At 71.3% G+C, this 18,108-nt stretch carries 17 protein-coding genes, 1 tRNA gene and 1 pseudogene; 18 read left to right on the forward strand and 1 reads right to left on the reverse strand.

Going from position 1 to position 18,108, the window contains the following annotated elements:
• Positions 1 to 251 precede the first annotated feature (251 nt).
• The 18 genes and pseudogenes from ACLEQD_RS16180 to ACLEQD_RS16265 all read left to right on the forward strand — a co-directional run bounded on the left by ACLEQD_RS16180 (position 252) and on the right by ACLEQD_RS16265 (position 17,622).
• The gene (locus ACLEQD_RS16180; protein ID WP_410385016.1) at positions 252 to 1,838 is read left to right on the forward strand and encodes a trypsin-like peptidase domain-containing protein; all 1,587 of its coding nucleotides are present in this window, start codon (positions 252 to 254) and stop codon (positions 1,836 to 1,838) included.
• Positions 1,839 to 2,379: 541 nt separating this feature from the next.
• The gene (locus tag ACLEQD_RS16185) at positions 2,380 to 3,705 is read left to right on the forward strand and encodes a chloride channel protein (RefSeq protein ID WP_410385036.1); all 1,326 of its coding nucleotides are present in this window, start codon (positions 2,380 to 2,382) and stop codon (positions 3,703 to 3,705) included.
• Entirely contained in the window at positions 3,706 to 3,966 is a 261-nt protein-coding gene (locus tag ACLEQD_RS16190; RefSeq protein ID WP_410385018.1) for a hypothetical protein, read from the forward strand.
• A 95-nt stretch (positions 3,967 to 4,061) separates the two neighbouring features.
• Positions 4,062 to 4,925, forward strand: coding sequence for a sulfite exporter TauE/SafE family protein (locus ACLEQD_RS16195; protein ID WP_410385020.1), 864 nt, complete (start codon positions 4,062 to 4,064; stop codon positions 4,923 to 4,925).
• Complete coding sequence (locus tag ACLEQD_RS16200) at positions 4,922 to 5,371, forward strand: DUF1634 domain-containing protein (RefSeq protein ID WP_410385022.1); 450 nt, start codon at positions 4,922 to 4,924, stop codon at positions 5,369 to 5,371. The genes ACLEQD_RS16195 and ACLEQD_RS16200 overlap by 4 nt, the downstream gene beginning before the upstream one ends.
• A 65-nt stretch (positions 5,372 to 5,436) precedes the next feature.
• Positions 5,437 to 5,916: a SixA phosphatase family protein gene (locus tag ACLEQD_RS16205; protein WP_410385024.1), complete on the forward strand. Its 480-nt coding sequence runs from the start codon at positions 5,437 to 5,439 to the stop codon at positions 5,914 to 5,916.
• A 61-nt stretch (positions 5,917 to 5,977) separates the two neighbouring features.
• Positions 5,978 to 6,667 carry a response regulator gene (locus ACLEQD_RS16210; RefSeq protein ID WP_410385038.1) on the forward strand — a complete coding sequence of 230 codons (690 nt, stop codon included), beginning with the start codon at positions 5,978 to 5,980 and terminating at the stop codon, positions 6,665 to 6,667.
• Between the two features lie 115 nt (positions 6,668 to 6,782).
• Positions 6,783 to 8,063, forward strand: coding sequence for a porin (locus ACLEQD_RS16215; RefSeq protein WP_410385026.1), 1,281 nt, complete (start codon positions 6,783 to 6,785; stop codon positions 8,061 to 8,063).
• A gap of 12 nt (positions 8,064 to 8,075) precedes the next feature.
• A complete protein-coding gene (locus tag ACLEQD_RS16220; protein ID WP_410385028.1) occupies positions 8,076 to 8,900 on the forward strand; it encodes a phosphate ABC transporter substrate-binding protein in 825 nt (274 codons plus the stop codon).
• 58 nt (positions 8,901 to 8,958) lie between these two features.
• Positions 8,959 to 9,954: a phosphate ABC transporter permease subunit PstC gene (pstC, locus tag ACLEQD_RS16225; protein ID WP_410385029.1), complete on the forward strand. Its 996-nt coding sequence runs from the start codon at positions 8,959 to 8,961 to the stop codon at positions 9,952 to 9,954.
• Positions 9,951 to 10,861 (forward strand): annotated as a pseudogene (gene pstA / locus ACLEQD_RS16230) (phosphate ABC transporter permease PstA). Before pstC ends, pstA begins: the two are co-directional and overlap by 4 nt.
• A gap of 50 nt (positions 10,862 to 10,911) precedes the next feature.
• Entirely contained in the window at positions 10,912 to 11,655 is a 744-nt protein-coding gene (gene pstB, locus ACLEQD_RS16235) for a phosphate ABC transporter ATP-binding protein PstB (RefSeq protein WP_223743879.1), read from the forward strand.
• A gap of 26 nt (positions 11,656 to 11,681) precedes the next feature.
• Entirely contained in the window at positions 11,682 to 12,365 is a 684-nt protein-coding gene (phoU, locus tag ACLEQD_RS16240; protein WP_171421053.1) for a phosphate signaling complex protein PhoU, read from the forward strand.
• Positions 12,366 to 12,471: 106 nt separating this feature from the next.
• Positions 12,472 to 13,659, forward strand: coding sequence for a glycosyltransferase (locus tag ACLEQD_RS16245; protein ID WP_410385032.1), 1,188 nt, complete (start codon positions 12,472 to 12,474; stop codon positions 13,657 to 13,659).
• Between the two features lie 79 nt (positions 13,660 to 13,738).
• On the forward strand, positions 13,739 to 14,572 hold the full coding sequence (locus ACLEQD_RS16250) for a metallophosphoesterase family protein (protein ID WP_410385041.1): 834 nt from the start codon (positions 13,739 to 13,741) through the stop codon (positions 14,570 to 14,572).
• Positions 14,573 to 14,622: 50 nt separating this feature from the next.
• Positions 14,623 to 15,051 (forward strand): response regulator, encoded by a 429-nt coding sequence (locus ACLEQD_RS16255; RefSeq protein WP_410385033.1) that lies wholly within the window; start codon positions 14,623 to 14,625, stop codon positions 15,049 to 15,051.
• 62 nt (positions 15,052 to 15,113) lie between these two features.
• Positions 15,114 to 16,397, forward strand: a complete 1,284-nt coding sequence (locus tag ACLEQD_RS16260; RefSeq protein ID WP_410385043.1) for a hemolysin family protein — start codon at positions 15,114 to 15,116, stop codon at positions 16,395 to 16,397.
• Positions 16,398 to 16,524: 127 nt separating this feature from the next.
• Positions 16,525 to 17,622, forward strand: a complete 1,098-nt coding sequence (locus ACLEQD_RS16265) for a glycosyltransferase family 4 protein (protein ID WP_410385035.1) — start codon at positions 16,525 to 16,527, stop codon at positions 17,620 to 17,622.
• A gap of 143 nt (positions 17,623 to 17,765) precedes the next feature.
• On the opposite strand, the gene ACLEQD_RS16270 is transcribed toward ACLEQD_RS16265, so the two are convergent.
• Positions 17,766 to 17,839 (reverse strand) — tRNA-Arg (locus ACLEQD_RS16270).
• Between the last annotated feature and the right edge of the window lie 269 nt (positions 17,840 to 18,108).

An 18,108-nucleotide genomic window follows, 5' to 3' on the forward strand; every position in this document is an offset into this window, starting at 1 on the left:
TGGACGGCACGGTGACGGGCGCCTCGCCGCTGCCGCCCGACGCGCTCAACGACCTGGACGGGTGAGGCGAACGCCCACCGGGTGCGCGCGCGTGGGGCAGGCCCGTCCGGGAATGGACAGGCGTGCCGTCGCTTCTGACGGACAGCGGGCTTTTCGCACCGCGAAATCCGCCTGCCCTCCCGCGCACACGGATGCACGGGGGCGCGGCGGGCCTTAGCAACACCTCAGGCGACGACAACGCGGGAGGAGCCATGGTCGGGTGGAGGGTCGGACTGTCGGTGGTGACGGTGTCCCTGACCGCTTCCGGTGCAGCGGCGCCCCCCGCTCCACCGCCCATCGCGCCGCCGCCCGCGCCGTACTGCGAGGGCGAATACGCGGACAGCTACGGCGCGCTGTCCCCCAAGGCGCGGGCCTTCGAACAGGCGCTGCGGAAGAAGTACACGTACTGCGTGCGCAGCACCGCCGTGTACGAGTGCCTGTCCTACGGCGCGGAGGGCAACGTGCGCCGCACGCGCACGCCGGTGTCCGCGCACGGCACCGCGTTCGCGTACCGGCAGCAGGCCGGGGAGACGCTGCTGCTCACCAACGAGCACGTCGTGGAGTGGCCGGACGTCACCAGCGACGCGCACCCGGTGGACGGCGTGCCCTCCGGCTGCAAGCGCGTGAAGGACGCCCTGAGCATCGTGGAGAGCGAGGCGGACCACTACGACCGCGACGACATCCCGCTGTCCACGGCGGTGATGGATCCGCAGCTGGACCTGGCCGTCATCAAGTCGAAGACGCCGCTGACGGTGATGCCGTGGAAGGTGGGCAGGAGCGCCGCCGTGCGCGAGCGCGACGTGGTGGACGTGCGCGGCTTCCCGCTGGGCGTCTTCAACGCCACCAACATGGGCAAGGTCATCTCCGCCTACGACCACGACGAATACAAGGACTGGTACCACGACGACTTCGTCATCGACGCGCTCCTGTCCCAGGGCAACTCGGGGTCGCCCGTGCTCGCCATCTCCTGCAAGACGGGCGAGTTCGAGCTGGTGGGCGTCTACCACGCGGGCTACTCGCGCGGCAGCGCGCTCAACGTGGTGGTGGGAATCGACCAGGCGCGCGACCTGATGACCCACCTGCGCCGCACGCCCAGGCGCGCGACGGAGGGAACGACGCCGCTGGACGCCCTGGCCCGTGCCCGCGTGGCGAAGCGCGCGGAGGTGTCCGCCACGCCCTTCTTCCCCTTCGGCTCGCGCACCGCGGCGGTGTTCCCCCGCGCGGACGGCGCGCTGCTCTTCGCGCTGTACGAACAGGACTTCCCGCGCCGCGTGCACCCGCTCATCGTGATGGAGGACCTGCCCGTCCCTTCCGCGCAGGAGGGCTTCGGGCGCGTGGGGCGCGTCTGGTTCGGAGGGGAGCGGGGCCTGCGGGAGCGCACGCGCGCGGACCAGGACGCGGAGCTGCAACAGCAGCTGGCCCGGCTGCTGGAGGCGCTGCGCAGGGACGCGACGCTCGCGTTCTCGTACCAGGACTCGCTGCCGGGCTCGGATGAGTCCCGGCAGACCTTCGACACGTCCGCCCGCCTGGGCAAGACGCTGGAGCGCACCATCGTCGCGCACCGGGACCTGAGCGACGCCGCCGCGGAGTTGGCGGACCGCTTCGCCCCGGGCGCCACCGAGCCCGCGACCCGGACGGAAGCCGTGCTGAAGCCCCCTCCGCCTCCCGGCCTCCACCTGGGCCTCGCGGAGGAACCGGGAGGCCCGCCCCCGCCGTCCGCGCCGCCCCGGGACCCGGGAGCACGCCAGCCCGCACGCAGCACGCAGGACAAGGCGGCCCGGACTCCGTCGGGCAAGTAGACTGTCCGGAGAGCGGCCCGCCGGGCGGGCAGGGCCCGGGAAATGCCGCGCGGCCCCGGGAAGACCCTTTCCGGCTCCGTACATTGGACAGGTGTGGAGGCCATGCCCGAACCCGTACCCGGAGCAGTCCACCCCGAGCTGAGGACGGGGGCGCCCTCGCCCTGGCTGCGGCGGATCATCCAGGGCCTGCTGGGACAGGAGCGGCGGTTCTGGGTGCTGGTGGTGGGCGTGGGGCTCATCTCCGGGCTGGGCGCGGTGGCGCTGCTCGCCGTGCTGCGCTTCACCCAGCACCTGTTCTGGCAGAGCAACACGGAGCACTTCCTGGAGGGCGCGCTCGCGTCGCCGAGCTGGCGCCGGTTCCTGGTGCCGGTGCTGGGCGGCGCGCTGGTGACGCTGGTGTCCCTGCTGGTGGGCCAGCCGCTGCGCGGCCACGGCACCGCGGGCATCATCGAATCCATCTGGGTAAAGTCCGGGCGGCTGCCCTTCCCCGCGCGCTCCTGCGCGGCTTCGTGTCCATCATCGCGGTGCGCTGGGGGCGCCGCTGGGCCGCGAAGGCGCGCTCCTCCAGACGGGCGCGGCCAGCGGCTCCGCGCTGTCCGGGTGGCTGCGGCTGGGGCCGGGCCAGGCGCGCGTGCTGGTGGCGTGCGGCGCTTCGGCGGGCATCGCGTCCGCGTACAACGTCCCCATTGGCGCGGCCCTCTTCGGCCTGGAGGTGCTGCTGGGCAGCTTCGCGCTGGAGCTCTTCGGCCCCATCGTCGTGTCGTGCGTGGTGGCGACGCTCGTGTCGCGCACCCTCATCGCGGACCACCCCAGCTACGTCATCCCCCACTACGCCCTCACCCACCCGCGCGAGCTGGTGCTGGCCATCCTCCTGGGCGTGCTCGTGGGCGGGGCCTCCGCGCTCTACGTGCGCGGCATCAACCTGGCCTCGGACCTGCTGGACAAGCTGCCCTCGTGGCTCACGCCATTCATGCCGCTGGTCGCGATGACGGTGGTGGGCCTCACCGCCATCGCGGGGCCGTACCTCATGGGCAACGGCTACGACTCCGTGAACATGGCGCTGCATGGGACGCTGCCCCTGGCGCTGCTGCTCATCCTGCCCCTGGCGAAGCTGGCCGTGACGTCGCTGTGCGCGGGCGCGGGGGTGCCGGGCGGGCTCTTCACCCCGTCCCTCTTCTTCGGCGCGCTGCTGGGCGGCGCGTTCGGGATGCTGGTGGAGCGGGCGCTTCCGGGCGGCGCGGCGCCCAGCGGGGCCTATGCGCTGCTGGGCATGGGCGCGGTGCTGGCGGGCACCACGCATGCGTCCGTGTCCGCGGTGCTGATGATCTTCGAGATGACCGGCGACTACGACCTCATCCTCCCGCTGATGCTCGCCGCGGTGGTGGCCGCCGTCGTCAGCCGCCGGCTGGAGCCGGAGTCGCTCTACACGTCCGTGCTCGCGAAGCGCGACGTGCGCGTGCCGGCCACCGTGCCGCACTGGCTGCGCGAGGAGGGCGTGCGCTCGCTCCTGTCCCCCGCGACGCAGCGGGTGCCGCCCTCCGCCACCTTCGACGAGGTGGTGGTGCTGCTCCTGGAGCAGCCCGCGGGCGCGGACCTGTACGTCACCGACGCGGAGGGGCGCCTGCTGGGCGTCATCAGCCTGGACGCGCTCAAGGGGCACCTGCCGGACCACTCGCTGCTCCAGGCCACCGTGGCCGCGGACGTGATGGACACCGGCGTGCAGCCCATCACCCCGGACCTGTCGCTGGCGGAGGTGGCCGCGCGGTTCGGCCACACGGAGCTGGAGCGGCTGCCCGTGGTGGATGGGCAGCGGCGCCTGCTGGGGTCGCTCTCCAAGGGCGACCTGCTCAAGCGGGGGCGCTTCTAGATGGAGCTGGAGCCCCGCACGCGCGCATGGAGCATCGTGGTGATGAGCCTGCTGTGCATCGTGCTGTCGTGGGTGCTGCTGCGCACGCCGCCCCGCCCCGGGCACCACCCCAGGCCGCAAGCCCCCGAGTCCGAGGAGGAGCCCTCCCAGGGAAACCCCTACCGGGGCTGGCCACTCTTCCAGGGCTGGCCCATCCCCCAGCCGCCGGACACGAAGCCGGCGCCGGACACGAAGCCCCAGGAAGCGCCCCAGGAGCGTTGAGGACCCACCCGCGCCCCCGTCCCCGGGGGCGTTCGCGGCAGGCGGCCAGACGGGCTCCGCGTGAAGCGCTTGCATGCGGGAAGGCCCGGAGGAAGATGGCCACCGCCTTGGACGCCACTCCATTCAACTTCGTCGCCATTGTCCTCTGCGTCTCCGTCGGCGCGGGCCTGCTGGGCTCGCTGCTGGGCCTGGGCGGTGGCCTCATCCTCATCCCCGTCCTCACGCTCGTGCTCAAGGTGGACATCCGCTACGCGGTGGGGGCCTCCATCGTGTCCGTCATCGCCACGTCCAGCGGCGCGGCGGCGGCGTACGTGCGCGACGGCCTGGCCAACATGCGCGTGGCCATGTTCCTGGAGGTGGCCACCGTGGCGGGCGCCGTCACGGGCGCGATGCTCGCGGGCATGGTGGGCGGCCGCGCGCTCTACTTCCTCTTCGGCGCGGTGATGGCCTACTCGGCGCTCGCGATGCTGCGCAAGCTGCGCGAGGACGGCAGCCCCCGGGAGGAGCCACCGCCCGACGCGCTCGCGGACCGGCTCGCGCTGCACGGCAGCTACTACGACGTGTCCACCGGCGGCGAGGTGGCGTACCGCGTGCACCGGCCGCTCGTGGGCCTGGGGCTCATGTACGTCGCGGGCACGGTGAGCGGCCTGCTGGGCATCGGCTCCGGCGCGCTGAAGGTGCCGGCCATGGACCTGGCGATGGGGCTGCCCATCAAGGTCTCCACCGCCACCAGCAACTTCATGATTGGCGTCACGGCCGCGGCCAGCGCGGGCATCTACTTCGCGCGCGGCGACATCGACCCGTTCATCGCCGGCCCCGTCTGCGTGGGCGTCACGCTGGGCGCGTTCGCGGGCTCGCGCTACCTGACGAAGCTCAAGAGCGGTTCGCTGCGCATGCTCTTCGTCGCCGTCCTGCTCTGGGTGTCATACGAGATGCTGTCCAAGGGGATCCACGGATGAGTCCAGCGCCCTCCGAGCCTCCGTCTCCTCAAGAGACGAGCGCCACCCCCGCCGTCCCACACGAGGAGGCGCTCCTCACGCCGGAGCTGCTCATCAGCCAGCTGCTGCGCGGCGGGGTGCTGCTCAGCCTGTCGCTGGTCACCTGCGGCATGGCGATGACGTTCCTGCGCCACCCGGACTACTTCTCGTCGCCGGACGCGCTCCAGCGCCTCACCTCGCCGGACTCCGTGCCGCACCGGCTGCCGGACGTCTTCGAGGGCGTCCTGGCCGTGCGCGGCCAGTCCTTCGTGATGGCGGGGCTGCTGGTGATGATCACCGTGCCCGTGCTGCGCGTGGCCCTGTCCCTGGGCATCTTCCGCGCGCAGAAGGACCGCGCCTTCGCCGCCATCACCACCGGCGTCCTGGCGCTGCTGCTGCTCGCCTTCCTCCTGGGCGGTGTGGAGTAATCCACGCAGCAGTCCACCCGTTCGTCACATCCCCGCGGGCGCGAAACGCACTACAACGCGCGCCCATGGCCGACCGCGACCTGCCCCTCCTCCTCGTGCGCCACGCCGTGGCCGAGGACTCCCACGCCCTGGGCGACGAGGCCCGCGCCCTCACCCCCCAGGGCCGCGCCGCCTTCCGTCAGCACGCGAAGAAGCTGGCGCGCCTGACGCCCCTCATGGGCATCATCACCAGCCCGCTGGTGCGCACGGTGCAGACCGCGGAGCTGCTCGCGGACGCGCTCGGCCTGTCCCACGTGGAGGTCCACCCCGCGCTCGTGCCCATGAAGGGCGCGGCCCGCAACGTGCTGAAGCTGGCGCGGGACGTGGGGCCGGGCTGGGCCCTGGTGGGACACAATCCCTCCCTGGAGCGCGCCGCCGCGCTCGCGCTGGGCCAGGCCCTGCCGGACAAGCTCCGCAAGGGCTGCGCGGTGGCGCTGCGGCCTGAAGGACGCGCGTTCAGCCTGCAATGGATGGCGGCCCCGGGGCGCTCCCTGCGCCGCCCGTGACGCACTTGTTGCCGGCGCGTCACGTAGGCGCGAAGCGATGCGCGCACAGTACGTGCCCGTCATGTCCCACGTACTCATCGTCGACGACGAGCGCGACCTCGCGGAGCTCATCGACTTCAACCTGCGCGGCGCGGGCTTCACCACCCGCGTGGCCTTCACCGGGGAGGCGGCGCTCACCGCCGCGCGCGACCAGTCCCCGGACGTGGTGCTGCTGGACCTGATGCTGCCGGACCTGTCCGGCATCGAGGTCTGCCGCCACCTGCGCGCCAACCCCCGCCTGCGTGACGTGCTCATCGTCATGCTCACCGCGAAGAGCGAGGAGGCGGACCGCATCCGCGGCTTCGAGGTCGGCGCGGACGACTACGTCGTCAAACCCTTCTCCGTGCGCGAGCTGGTGCTGCGGCTCAAGGCCATCCTCCGGCGCGCGTCCGCGCCCCAGGAGGGCACCCCGCCCCTGGCGCTGGGCCCCCTGCGCCTGGACGTCACCCAGCACCGCTTCTTCGTGGAGGAGAAGGAGACGCCCCTCACCGCGCTGGAGTTCCGCCTGCTGGAGTTCCTCATGGCCCGGCTGGGCCGGGTGCAGACGCGCGAGCAGCTCCTGGAGCAGGTCTGGGGCCTGTCCAGCGCGCTGGAGACGCGCACCATCGACACGCACGTGATGCGCCTGCGCGACAAGCTGGGCCCCGCCCGCGCCCTGCTGGAGACGGTGCGCGGGGTGGGCTACCGCATCGTGGACCCGGCGGCCGGGTAGGCAGGCGCCGTCCCCCGCCGTTACCCATTTGTCACGCAAGGGCCGTCAAACGGCCACATCCGCCCCATAGATCGTCACCCGTTCTCGACACCCCCGAGACGCCCGCCGACCTTCTATGCGCTCACTCCTCGTCACCGCCTCCCTGCTGACCTCCAGCGCCGCCATGGCCCAGGCCCCCACGCCCCAGCAAGCGCTCCCGACCCCGACGGCCTCCGAGCCGCGCGAGGCCGTGGAGCCCTCCGCCACGGCCCCCCAGGCTCCGGCGTCCCCGCCCCCGCCGCGCGCCAACGCCCCCACCGTCCCGGAAGGCTCGCCCTCCATCGACGAGCGGCTGACCGCGGACGAGCACCGCGTGGAGGCGCTGGAGGAGCAGAACACGGAGACGAAGAACACCCTGTCCGCCCTCAAGAAGCTGCGCCTCTCCGGCTACGTCCAGGGCCGCTACCAGTACCAGCAGGACCTGAATGACAGCGGCGCGGGCGGCTACAGCCGCTTCGTCGTCCGCCGAGGCCGCTTGAAGGCCACGTACACCACGGACCTCTCGCAGTTCGTGCTGCAGATCGACGCGGTGCCCGCGGGCGTGACGCTCAAGGACGCGGAGGCCACCCTCTTCGTCCCCGGCACGAAGCAGCAGCTGTCCGTCACGCTGGGCCAGATGAAGTGGCCCTTCGGCTACGAAGGCCCCCAGTCCTCCAGCGACCGCGAGTTCCCCGAGCGCAGCCGCGTGGTGCGCAACATGCTCCCCGCCGAGCGCGACCGCGGCGCCAAGGTGAACGGCCGCTACAAGTTCCTGCGGCTCGCCGTGGGCGTCTTCGACGGCGCCGGCACCGACGGCGGCACCACCCAGGACAACGACAAGGAGAAGGACTTCGTCGCCCACCTGGGCTTCGACCTGAAGTGGCTCGCGGGCGGCGTCTCCGGCTGGTACGGCCACGCGATGGGCCGGCTGCCCACGGACACCTTCCGCCACGCCTACGAGCGCAGCCGCATCGGCGCGGACCTCCAGGCCTACTTCGACGTGGTGCCCCTGGGCGGCACCTCCCTCAAGGGCGAGTTCATCGCAGGCCGCACCTACGGCGCCGCCAACAACGCCACCCACCTGGATGTGCCCGCGCACGGCTGGTACCTGCTGCTCGTCCAGAACATCGGCCTCAACGACGCGGTGGCCGTGCGCTACGACACCTTCGACCCGCACAACGGACAGGCGGACCTGGCCGCGGGCGAGGTGCCGGGCGCGGACAACGCCGTCGACACCGTGGGCTTCGTCGTCCAGCACCACTTCGGGGAGAACCTGAAGGTCTCCGCCACCTACGAAATCCCCATGACGCACGCCGTGGCCCAGGCATTGGACCCGCACGACAACCTGTTCACCCTGCAGATGCAGGCACGTTTCTAGAGGAGACACCTCATGAAGAAGACTCTGCTCTCAAGCTTCGCCGCCTTCGGGCTCGCCGTCCTCCCGCTCTCCGCCCAGGCAGGCACGGTGACGGTGAAGGGCTCGGACACCATGGTCATCCTCGTCCAGCGCTGGGCGGAGGCGTTCATGAAGAAGAACCCCGCCACGAAGATTCAGGTGACGGGCGGCGGCTCCGGCACGGGCCTGGCGGCCCTGCAGAACGGCACCACCGACATCGCCATGTCCAGCCGCGAAATCAAGGAGGCGGAGGAGGAGAAGCTCCGCGCCCGCTACAACACGCCTCCCTCCTCCGTGTCCGTGGCGAAGGACGGCGTCACCTTCTACGTCAACGAGTCCAACAAGCTGGACGCGCTCACGGTGGAGCAGCTCAAGGACATCTACCTGGGCGACACCACGTCGTGGAAGGCCGTGGGCGGCGCGGATGCCCCCATCGTCCTGTACTCGCGTGAGAACTCCTCCGGCACCTACGTGTTCGTGAAGGACACCGTGCTGGACGGGGACGACTTCGCCGCTGCCGCGCAGACGCTCCCGGGCACCGCCGCCGTCGTCAACGCGGTCTCCAAGGAGAAGAACGGCATTGGCTACGGCGGCGCCGCGTACGCCAAGGGCATCAAGGAGCTGAAGGTGAAGAAGGGCAACGAGGCCTTCGCCCCCACCGCCGAGAACGTGAAGAGCGGCAAGTACCCGCTGTCGCGCGACCTGTTCTTCTACCTGCGCAACAAGCCCGCCGGTGAGGCCAGGGCCTTCATCGACTTCGCGCTGTCCGCCGAGGGTCAGGCCATCGTCACCCAGGTCGGCTACTTCCCTGTGAAGTAGTCGGCGTCACGCGATTGTCACCCGGCGCGGGGGTCCCATGTTGGATAGACAGGCCGTCATGCAGGAGCAGGACCTCGCGCCCCCGGTGGCGCTGCCCACGCTGTCGCCCGCGGCCCGGCGGCGGCAGCTGAAGGAGAAGGCCATCGCGGCGCTCATCACCGCGGTGGCCTTCACGGGCATCGCCGCGCTGGTGCTCATCCTCGTCTTCGTGGCGAAGGAGGCGCTGCTGCTCGTCACCGACGCGGCGGCGCGCGAGGAGGCCAGCTTCTCCAAGATGTTCCTCCCGCAGCTGGTGCGGAAGGGAAAGCCCCTGGCCTACGTGTGGCAGCCGGTGTCCGGCGTGCCCAAGGTCAGCATGATTCCGCTCTTCGTCGGCACGCTGAAGACGACGGCCGTGTCCATGCTGGTGGCGGTGCCCCTGGGCATCTTCGGCGCGCTGTTCGCCGCGGAGTTCGCCCCCCGCCGCCTGCGCGAGGTGCTCAAGCCCACCATCGAATTGCTCGCCGGCATCCCGTCCGTGGTGCTGGGCTTCTTCGCGCTGATGGTGATGGCGACGTTCCTCCAGGACACCTTCGGCTTCACCTCCCGCCTCAACGCGGTGGTGGCGGGCCTGGGCCTGGCGCTGGCCATCGTGCCGGTCATCTTCACGGTGACGGAGGACGCGCTCACCGCGGTGCCGCGCAGCTACCGCGAGGCGTCCCTGGCCCTGGGCGCCACGCCCTGGGAGACGGCGTGGAAGGTGGTGCTCCCGGCGGCGGCCCCCGGCATCCTCGCCGCGTGCGTGCTGGGCTTCGGGCGCGCCATCGGGGAGACGATGATCGTCCTGATGGCCTCCGGCAACGCGGCCATCGTGTCCTGGAACCTGGGCGACTCCGTCCGCTCGCTGTCGGCCACCATCGCCGCGGAGATGGGCGAGGTGGTGGTGGGCAGCCCGCACTACGCGCTGCTCTTCTTCATTGGCGTGGAGCTGTTCCTCTTCACCTTCCTGCTCAACATGCTGGCGGGGGTGTGGACGAAGAAGGTCATCCAGCGGCTCAAGGGAGGTGCGGGGTGAAGCACGCCACTCGCAAGGTCGTGGGCCTGGCGCTCGTGTCGCTCACGGGGCTGGCCGCGTTCGTCATGGTCGCGATGCTGGCCATCATCCTCCTGGACGTCGTCCGGGGCGGCTGGAGCCACCTGTCCTGGCGGTTCCTCTCCCAGGCGCCCACGGACGGGATGATGGGCGGCGGCATCTTCCCCGCCCTCTTCGGCACCGCGGCGCTCACGCTGCTCATGACCCTGGCGGTGATGCCGGTGGGCGTGCTGACGGCGGTGTACCTGCACGAGTACGCGCCGCCCAGCAGCCTGCTGGCCCGCGCGGTGCGCGTGGCGGTGGCGAACCTGGCGGGCGTGCCCTCCATCGTGTTCGGCCTCTTCGGCCTGGGCTTCTTCATCCTCTTCGTGGGCCGGGGGCTGGACCACGCGCTGGGCTACCAGGAGCTGCACTGGGCCCAGCCGGGCATCCTCTGGGCGGCGCTGACGCTCGCGGTGCTCACCCTGCCCGTCGTCATCGTGTCCACGGAGGAGGCCCTGCGCGCCGTGCCGCAGGAGCACCGCACCGCGAGCCTCGCGCTGGGGCCACCCAGTCCCAGACGCTGGCGCGGGTGGTGCTGCCGGGCGCGCTGCCGGGCATCCTCACCGGCGCGGTGCTGGCCATCTCCCGGGGCGCGGGCGAGGTGGCGCCCATCCTCTTCACCGGCGCGGCCTACTTCCTGCCGGACCTGCCCACCAGCCTGAACTCGCAGTTCATGCACCTGGGCTACCACACCTACGTGCTGGCCACGCAGTCGCCGGACGTGGAGGCCACCCGCCCGCTCTTGTACGCGACGGTGCTGGTGCTGCTGCTGCTCACCTTCGCCCTCAACCTCGTCGCGGTCCTCATCCGCACGCGCACGCGCCGCAAGGCCGCGGCCGGCCACTGACGCTCCTTCCTCCGCCCATGCCCCTCTCCTCCGCCACGCCGCGCAACAAGATGGAAGCCCGCGAGCTCACCCTGCGCTACGGCAGCAAGGTGGCCATCAAGCAGGTGAGCCTGGCCATCCCCGAGCACAAGGTGACGGCGCTCATCGGCCCGTCCGGCTGCGGCAAGTCCACGTTCCTGCGCTCGCTCAACCGGATGAACGACCTCATCCCCGGCGCGAACCACGACGGCAGCGTGTTCCTGGACGGCCGCAGCATCCACGACCGCGCCCTGGACGTGGTGGACCTGCGCCGGCGCGTGGGCATGGTGTTCCAGAAGTCCAACCCCTTCCCCAAGTCCATCTTCGAGAACGTCGCCTACGGCCTGCGCGTGGGCGGCCTCAAGGACAAGGCGAAGCTGGCGGCGCGGGTGGAGAAGTCCCTGCGCGGCGCCGCGCTGTGGGACGAGGTGAAGGACCGGCTGGACGAGAGCGCCCTGGGCCTGTCCGGCGGCCAGCAGCAGCGCCTGTGCATCGCGCGGGCGCTCGCGGTGGAGCCGGAGGTGCTGCTCATGGACGAGCCCGCGTCCGCGCTCGACCCCATCGCGACGGCGAAAATCGAGGAGCTCATCCACGAGCTGAAGGCCACGTACACCATCGCCATCGTGACCCACAACATGCAGCAGGCCGCGCGCGTGAGCGACCGGACGGCCTTCTTCTACATGGGGGAGTTGGTGGAGTGCGGCCCCACGGAGCAGATCTTCACCAACCCCCACGAGAAGCGCACGGAGGACTACGTCACCGGGAAGTTCGGCTGAACCTCCCCGCGACGGGACAGGACGACATGGCGGCCACGCACACCGACAAGGCATTCGAGCAGGACCTGCGCAACCTGCGCGAGAAGCTGCTCGCCATGGGGGCCAAGGTGGAGACCCTCATCGCGCAGAGCACCCGCGCGCTCACCGACCGCGACTCGGCGCTGGCGGAGCAGGTGGTGGGCGCGGACCGCGAGGTGAACCGGCTGGAGGTCGACATCGACGACCTGTGCCGCCGCATCCTCGCGCTGCGCCAGCCGGCCGCGTCGGACCTGCGCCTCATCACCACGGCGCTCAAGATCGTCACCGACCTGGAGCGCATCGGCGACCTGGCGGTGAACATCGCCGAGCGCGCCATGGACCTGAACCAGGTGCCGCCGCTGGCGCCGTACATCGACACGCCGAAGCTGGCGGAGCTGGCGCAGCAGCAGGTGAAGAAGGCGCTGGACGCGTTCGTGTCCGGGGACGCGGCCAAGGCGGAGGACGTCCTCAAGGGGGACGACCTGCTGGATGCCCTCTTCCTGAAGATCTTCAACGAGCTCCTGGCGTACATGATGGAGGACTCGCGCAACATCCGCCGGGCCACGGCGTTGATGTTCATCGCGAAGCACCTGGAGCGCATTGGCGACCACGCGCTCAACGTGGCGGAGATGGTCATCTACATGGTGCGCGGCAAGGACGTGCGCCACCCGCGAAGCCGCGACCTGGAGTAGGCGGCTCCGGAGGCGCCAGGCGGCTTCACCGGGGTGTCACGGCGAGTTGGCCGTCCCGCCGCCCCGCCGCCCCGGTCCCGCCTTGTGGGGCCTCTAGGGTGGCGACATGCTCATCGCCTCCAGCCTCCTCCTGGCCGCGTCCGCAGTGGGCCTCCTGGCCCTCCTCCTCCAGGCGCTGTTCGTGCGCCGCCACCGCCGCACCGTCCCCGCCGCCCCCACGCACCGCCCCGGCCTGTCCATCCTCAAGCCGCTGTGCGGCGTGGATGACGACCTGGAGGCGAACCTCGCCTCCTTCGCGCGGCTGCCCTACCCCCACTACGAGGTCCTGCTGGGCGTGAAGGACGCGCGCGACCCGGCCTACGCGGTGGCGAAGGCCGCGGAGGCGAAGTGGCCCCGCGTCATGCGCGTGGTGCTCCAGGAGGGCGAGCCCGGCCTGAACCCCAAGGTGAACCAGCTGGTGACGCTGTCGTCGGAGGCCCGCTTCGACCTCTGGGTGGTGAGCGACAGCAACACCCGCGTGGGCGAGGGCTACCTGGAGGAGATCGCCGCCGCCTTCGAGGACCCCACGGTGGGCTGCGTGACGCACCCGGTGGCGGGGCTGGGCGAGCAGCGCTTCGGTTCGCTCCTGGACAACCTGCACCTGTCCTCCAGCGCGGCTGCGGGGATGATCGCCGCGAAGCACGTGGCGGACCGGGACATCGTGGTGGGCAAGTCCATGGCGCTGCGCCGCGAGGACGTGGAGGCGCTGGGCGGCTTCTTCTCCGTGAAGGACGTGCTGGCGGAGGACTACGTCATTGGCCAGTGGGTGACGCGCAAGCTGGGCAAGCGCGTGGTGCTGGCGCACGCCCCCGTCTTCAACGTGTCCCTGCGCAAGGGCGTGGACGCCTTCTTCCAGCGCTACCTGCGCTGGAGCGTCATCCACCGCACAGCGGTATCGCCCTCGACGTACCTGGCGCAGGCGCTGCTCAACCCGGTTCCGCTCGCGGTGCTGGGCGCGTTGCTCCACCCGTCCGCCCTCACGGGCCTGGCGGCGCTCGCGGTGGCGCTGGGCAAGGTCTGGGTGGACGTGGCGGTGTTCCGCGCGCTGCGGCCCCAGCCGGTTCCCCTGCGCGCGGCGCCCGCCGTGCTGGTGAAGGACGCGCTGCTCTTCGCCGCGTGGTGGCATGGCGCGTTCCGGCGCACGGTGGACTGGCGCGGCACGCGGCTGCGCGTGGTGTCGGGCACGCGCCTGGTGCCGCTGCGCGCGCGTGGCACCCCCGCGGCGGAGTGGATCCCCAGCAACGGGGTGGGTTGAACGACGCTGGCCCAACTTTTGACGGTCCTTCGCACAGCAACCCTCGCCGCTCGAAGACGCAATGCCTATCTCTTCCAGCATGCCTTCCCTGAAGCTGGCGCACCTTTCGGATCTTCATCTGGACATGAGCCGCGAGAGCGATGCCGCGGCGTCCTCACTGGTGAAGGCCCTGGCGGCGCAGGACGTGGATCACGTGGTGGTGACGGGAGACCTCACGCACCGCGGCTCCCACGCGGAGTTCCAGCGCTTCCGTGAACACTTCTCGCCCTGGATGGAGACCGGACGCCTCACCTTCATCCCCGGCAACCATGACCGGCCCGGCGAGGATGTCGGCAGCGGGTTCATGGAGGGACGCAAGGTCCACACGGTGGAGAAGGCAGGCCTCTTCCTGGTGTGCGTGGACTCCACCGGTGAGCACAACCGCAACTATTTCCACAGCCATGGCGAGCTGACGGAAGGCGTCGTGGAGCAGGTGGGCCGCGCGCTGGACGCCGCGCCCAGGGACACGCTGGTCGCGGTGCTGCTGCACCACCACGTGATGCCGCTGCCGCTGGAGAGCTTCCCGGAGTGGATCGCCACGAAGATGGGGCTGCCCCACGCGTCGGAGCTGGCGTTGGGAAGCCAACTGCTGGAGCGCGTGGGCGGCCGGTGTGACCTGGTGCTGCACGGCCACCGGCACATCCCGAACGAAGCGGACCTGGGCAGCCCGGGCGAGCGCGCGCTGCGCGTCTACAACTCCGGCAGCAGCACGGACCTGGGCCGCTTCCGCGTCTTCAGCCACATGGCGGGCCGGCTGGTGGGCGGGCCGGAGTGGTGCCAGGCGGCGGCGCCAGCGAAGCCACGCACGGCGGTCCACAACGTCAGGCCTGCCCTCCAGTACCTGGTGGGCCAGCTGGGCATGGCGCTCTTCTAGGGCCTGGCCGGCTGGCTGCTGGATGGCGGGGCTTCACACAGGTGTCGCGAATGCCAGCGGGGCCACGGAAGGTTCTCCCCAGGTCAGGAGGATGCTTGGGGCGACTCGCGGTGGATGACGGTGCTCGGAAGGTCCTGGTCGTGGACGACGACGCGGACTGGAGGGAATTCCTCCGGGTGAGCCTGGAGGACCTTGGCTATGAGACCACCGAGGCAGCGGACGGCCAGGAGGCGCTGGACTCGCTCCGGCGGGGGGAGCGCTTCGGGGTCATGCTGCTGGACTTGAACATGCCGGGCATGAGCGGCCTGGAGGTGGTGGCGAAGCTGCCGCGGGCGTCGACCACGCCGCGCATCGTCTTCCTCACCTCGGCGGCGGCCCAGGATGTGGGCAGCGCACTCATGTCGGGTCCACACTACTACCTGCCCAAGGGAGCGAGCCGCGACCAATTGTCGCTCCTCCTGCAATCACTGGGGGTGTAGGACGGGAGGCGTTCCCGCCGGCCAGGAGGTCCGCCATCGTCACGGAGCTCGTCATCATCCTGCTGCTGGTGCTGGCCAACGGCGTCTTCGCGGGCGCCGAGCTGGGCCTGCTGTCCGTGCGCAAGACGCGGCTGAAGGAGCTCCTGGAGCAGGGCAACCGGTCCGCGAAGGCGGTGTCGGCGCTGCGGGATGATCCGGAGCGGCTGCTGGCCACGGTGCAGATTGGCATCACGGTGATTGGCGCCACGGCGGCGGCCTTCGGCGGCGCGAGCATCGCGCACCGGCTCTCCGGGGTGCTGGCGGGGCTGGGCATGCCGGAGGCGACGGCGAGCCAGGTGTCGTTCGCGCTGGTGGTCGCGCTGGTGTCGTACCTGTCGCTGGTGCTGGGGGAGCTGGTCCCCAAGTCGCTGGCGCTGCGCTTCTCCGAACAGTACGCGCTGACGCTGGGCCGGCCGCTCAAGGCGCTCGCGTGGGTGATGCGCCCGCTGGTGTGGTTCCTCACCGCGAGCTCCAACGTGGTGCTGAAGCTCTTCGGGGACCGGACGAACTTCTCCGAGTCGCGGCTGTCGCCGGACGAGCTGCTGCAGCTGGTGGCGGAGGCGTCGAAGCAGGGCACGTTGGATCCGCGCGCGGGGGAGATCGCCTCCCGGGCCTTCGAGCTGGGCGACCTGACGCTGGGCGACGTGATGGTGACGCGCGAGCACATCGTCGCGCTGCGCCGCCACGCGAGCACGGACGAGATCCGCCAGGTGCTGCTGGAGCACGGGCACTCGCGGATGCCGGTGTACGAGGGCACGCTGGACAACGTGGTGGGCTACATCGTGGCCAAGGACCTGCTGGGCGTGGCCTGGGAGGCGCACCTGATTGTCCTGGAGGACGTGCTGCGCCCGCCGCTGTTCCTGGTGGAGTCCATGCGCGCCATCGCGGCGATGAAGGAGCTGCAGCGCCGGCGCATGCAGCTGGCGGTGGTGGTGGACGAGCACGGCGGCGTGGTGGGGCTGGTGACGGTGGAGGACCTGGTGGAGGAGCTCGTCGGGGACATCCTCAGCGAGTCCGAGACGCCCGAGGAGCGCGTGCGCCGCGAGAGCCCCTCCGTCGCGGTGGTGCAGGGCGAGGCAAGCCTGCGCGAGGTGAACCGCACGCTGGGGCTGGAGCTGGAGGAGAGCGAGGACTACGGCACCGTCGCGGGCCTGTGCATCGCGCTGGCGGGCGGCGCCATCCCGGAGCAGGGCGCGAAGCTGGCGCTGCCGGACGGCACGGTGCTGGAGGTGCTGGAGGCGTCGCCGCGCCGGGTGCGCCAGGTGCGCGTCCACCTGCCGCCCCCTCCCGCGCAACCGGAGGCCTGAGCCCTTCGCGGCGCCACCCCTCGCGTGCGAATCCGGACGGGGCTCCCAGGGCGTTGTTGGTGACGACGCGCCGGGTCGCTATAAACCCGGGAGGGACGCTCTCGGCCCCGGGAGGCTCGCGCAGCGGATGTCGTCATCGCCCCCACGCATCGCGTTCGCCATCGAGACGACGCTCGGCAACGCGGTGTTCCTGGACAACCTCAAGCGGGCGATGGCGCGGCGCGACGACATCACGCCGGTGTGGCTGCCCATCGACGAGCACGCGGATGACGTCTGGGAGCAGCTGCCGCTGGTGCGCTCGCGGCTGTCGGTGCGCGGAGGGCTGCGGGCCCGCAGCGCGCTGAACCAGGCCTTCGCGAAGGAGCCGGTCCGGGCCGCGGTGGTGCACACGCAGCGGATGGCGCACCTGGCGCACGACTTCATGCGCCGGGTGCCCAGCGTCATCTCCACGGACGCGACGCCGAGCGGGCTGGAGGACTACCTGCGCTACTACGGCCTGCCCACGCAGCACGCGGGCTGGGTGGGCCGGGCGAAGAACGCGCTGCACCGGCGCACGTACGCCCTGGCGAAGGGGATGCTGTCCTTCTCCGAGTTCACCAAGCGCTCGCTGGTGGAGGAGTACGGCGTGCCCGACGCGAGCGTGCACGTCGTGTGGCCCAGCGTGGACACGGCGCTGTGGCGGCCCGCGCCGGAGAAGAAGCCCCGGGACGGCGTGGTGCGGCTGCTCTTCGTGGGAGGCGACCTGGGGCGCAAGGGCGGCAAGCTGCTCTTGCGCTGGGCGCGGGAGACGCGGCGGAAGAACTGGCGACTGGACCTGGTGACGTCCGAGCGCATCGAGGCGCCGCCGGGCGTGCACGTGCACGTGGGCGTGCAGCCGAACTCGCCGGAGCTCATCGGCCTGGCGCAGGCGGCGGACCTCTTCGTGCTCCCGACGATGGCGGACATGTCGTCGTGGGCCATCGCGGAGGCGAAGGCCGCGGGCCTGGCGGTGGTGTCCACGCCCGCGGGCGGCGTGGGCGAGCTGGTGCGCGACGGCGTGGACGGGCGCATCGTGCCGGTGGGGGACTACGGGGCGCTGGCGAACACGCTGGACGCGCTGGTGCGGCACCCGGACACCCTGGAGGCCATGGGCCACGAGGCCCGCCGCATGGCCGAGGCGCACATGGACCTGGACACGACGTGCTCGCGGATGCTCGCGTTCATCCGGCAGGTGACGGGCGTCTGAGCGGGCCGCGCTGGCGGCCCCAGCCCTCCCGGTTCAGCGGCTTCAGGACATGACCGTGGTCACGGAGGCACCTGCTCCAGCACCCAAAAGCAAAGGCCCGGAACCTCTGGGATTTCCCCAGTGATTCCGGGCCCTTACGTCTGCGCGCGATGCAGGATTCGAACCTGCGGCCTTTGGCTCCGGAGGCCAACGCTCTATCCAGCTGAGCTAATCGCGCAGAACTGCTTTCCGGTGCCGGAGGAGTAACCGAAGTCCCCAGACGACGCAAGCCCGCATTCCGGGCCTGGCCCCACGTGACGGCTCCTGCACAGAGGGCCCTTGAGCCATGCATGTCCTCCCGGCGTGATGGACTAGACCCGGGGACATGAACCGCGCTCCCCTGCTATCCGCCTGTCTGCTCGCCGCCTGCCTGGCCTGCACGGAGTCACCCCGGACGCCCCCGGCGTCCCCCGCCCCGAGCCCGACCATGCCCACCCCGCCTCCGCC

Origin of the sequence: Corallococcus sp. 4LFB (genome assembly GCF_046520365.1) — a bacterium.
Classification (GTDB): Bacteria; Myxococcota; Myxococcia; order Myxococcales; family Myxococcaceae; genus Corallococcus; species Corallococcus caeni.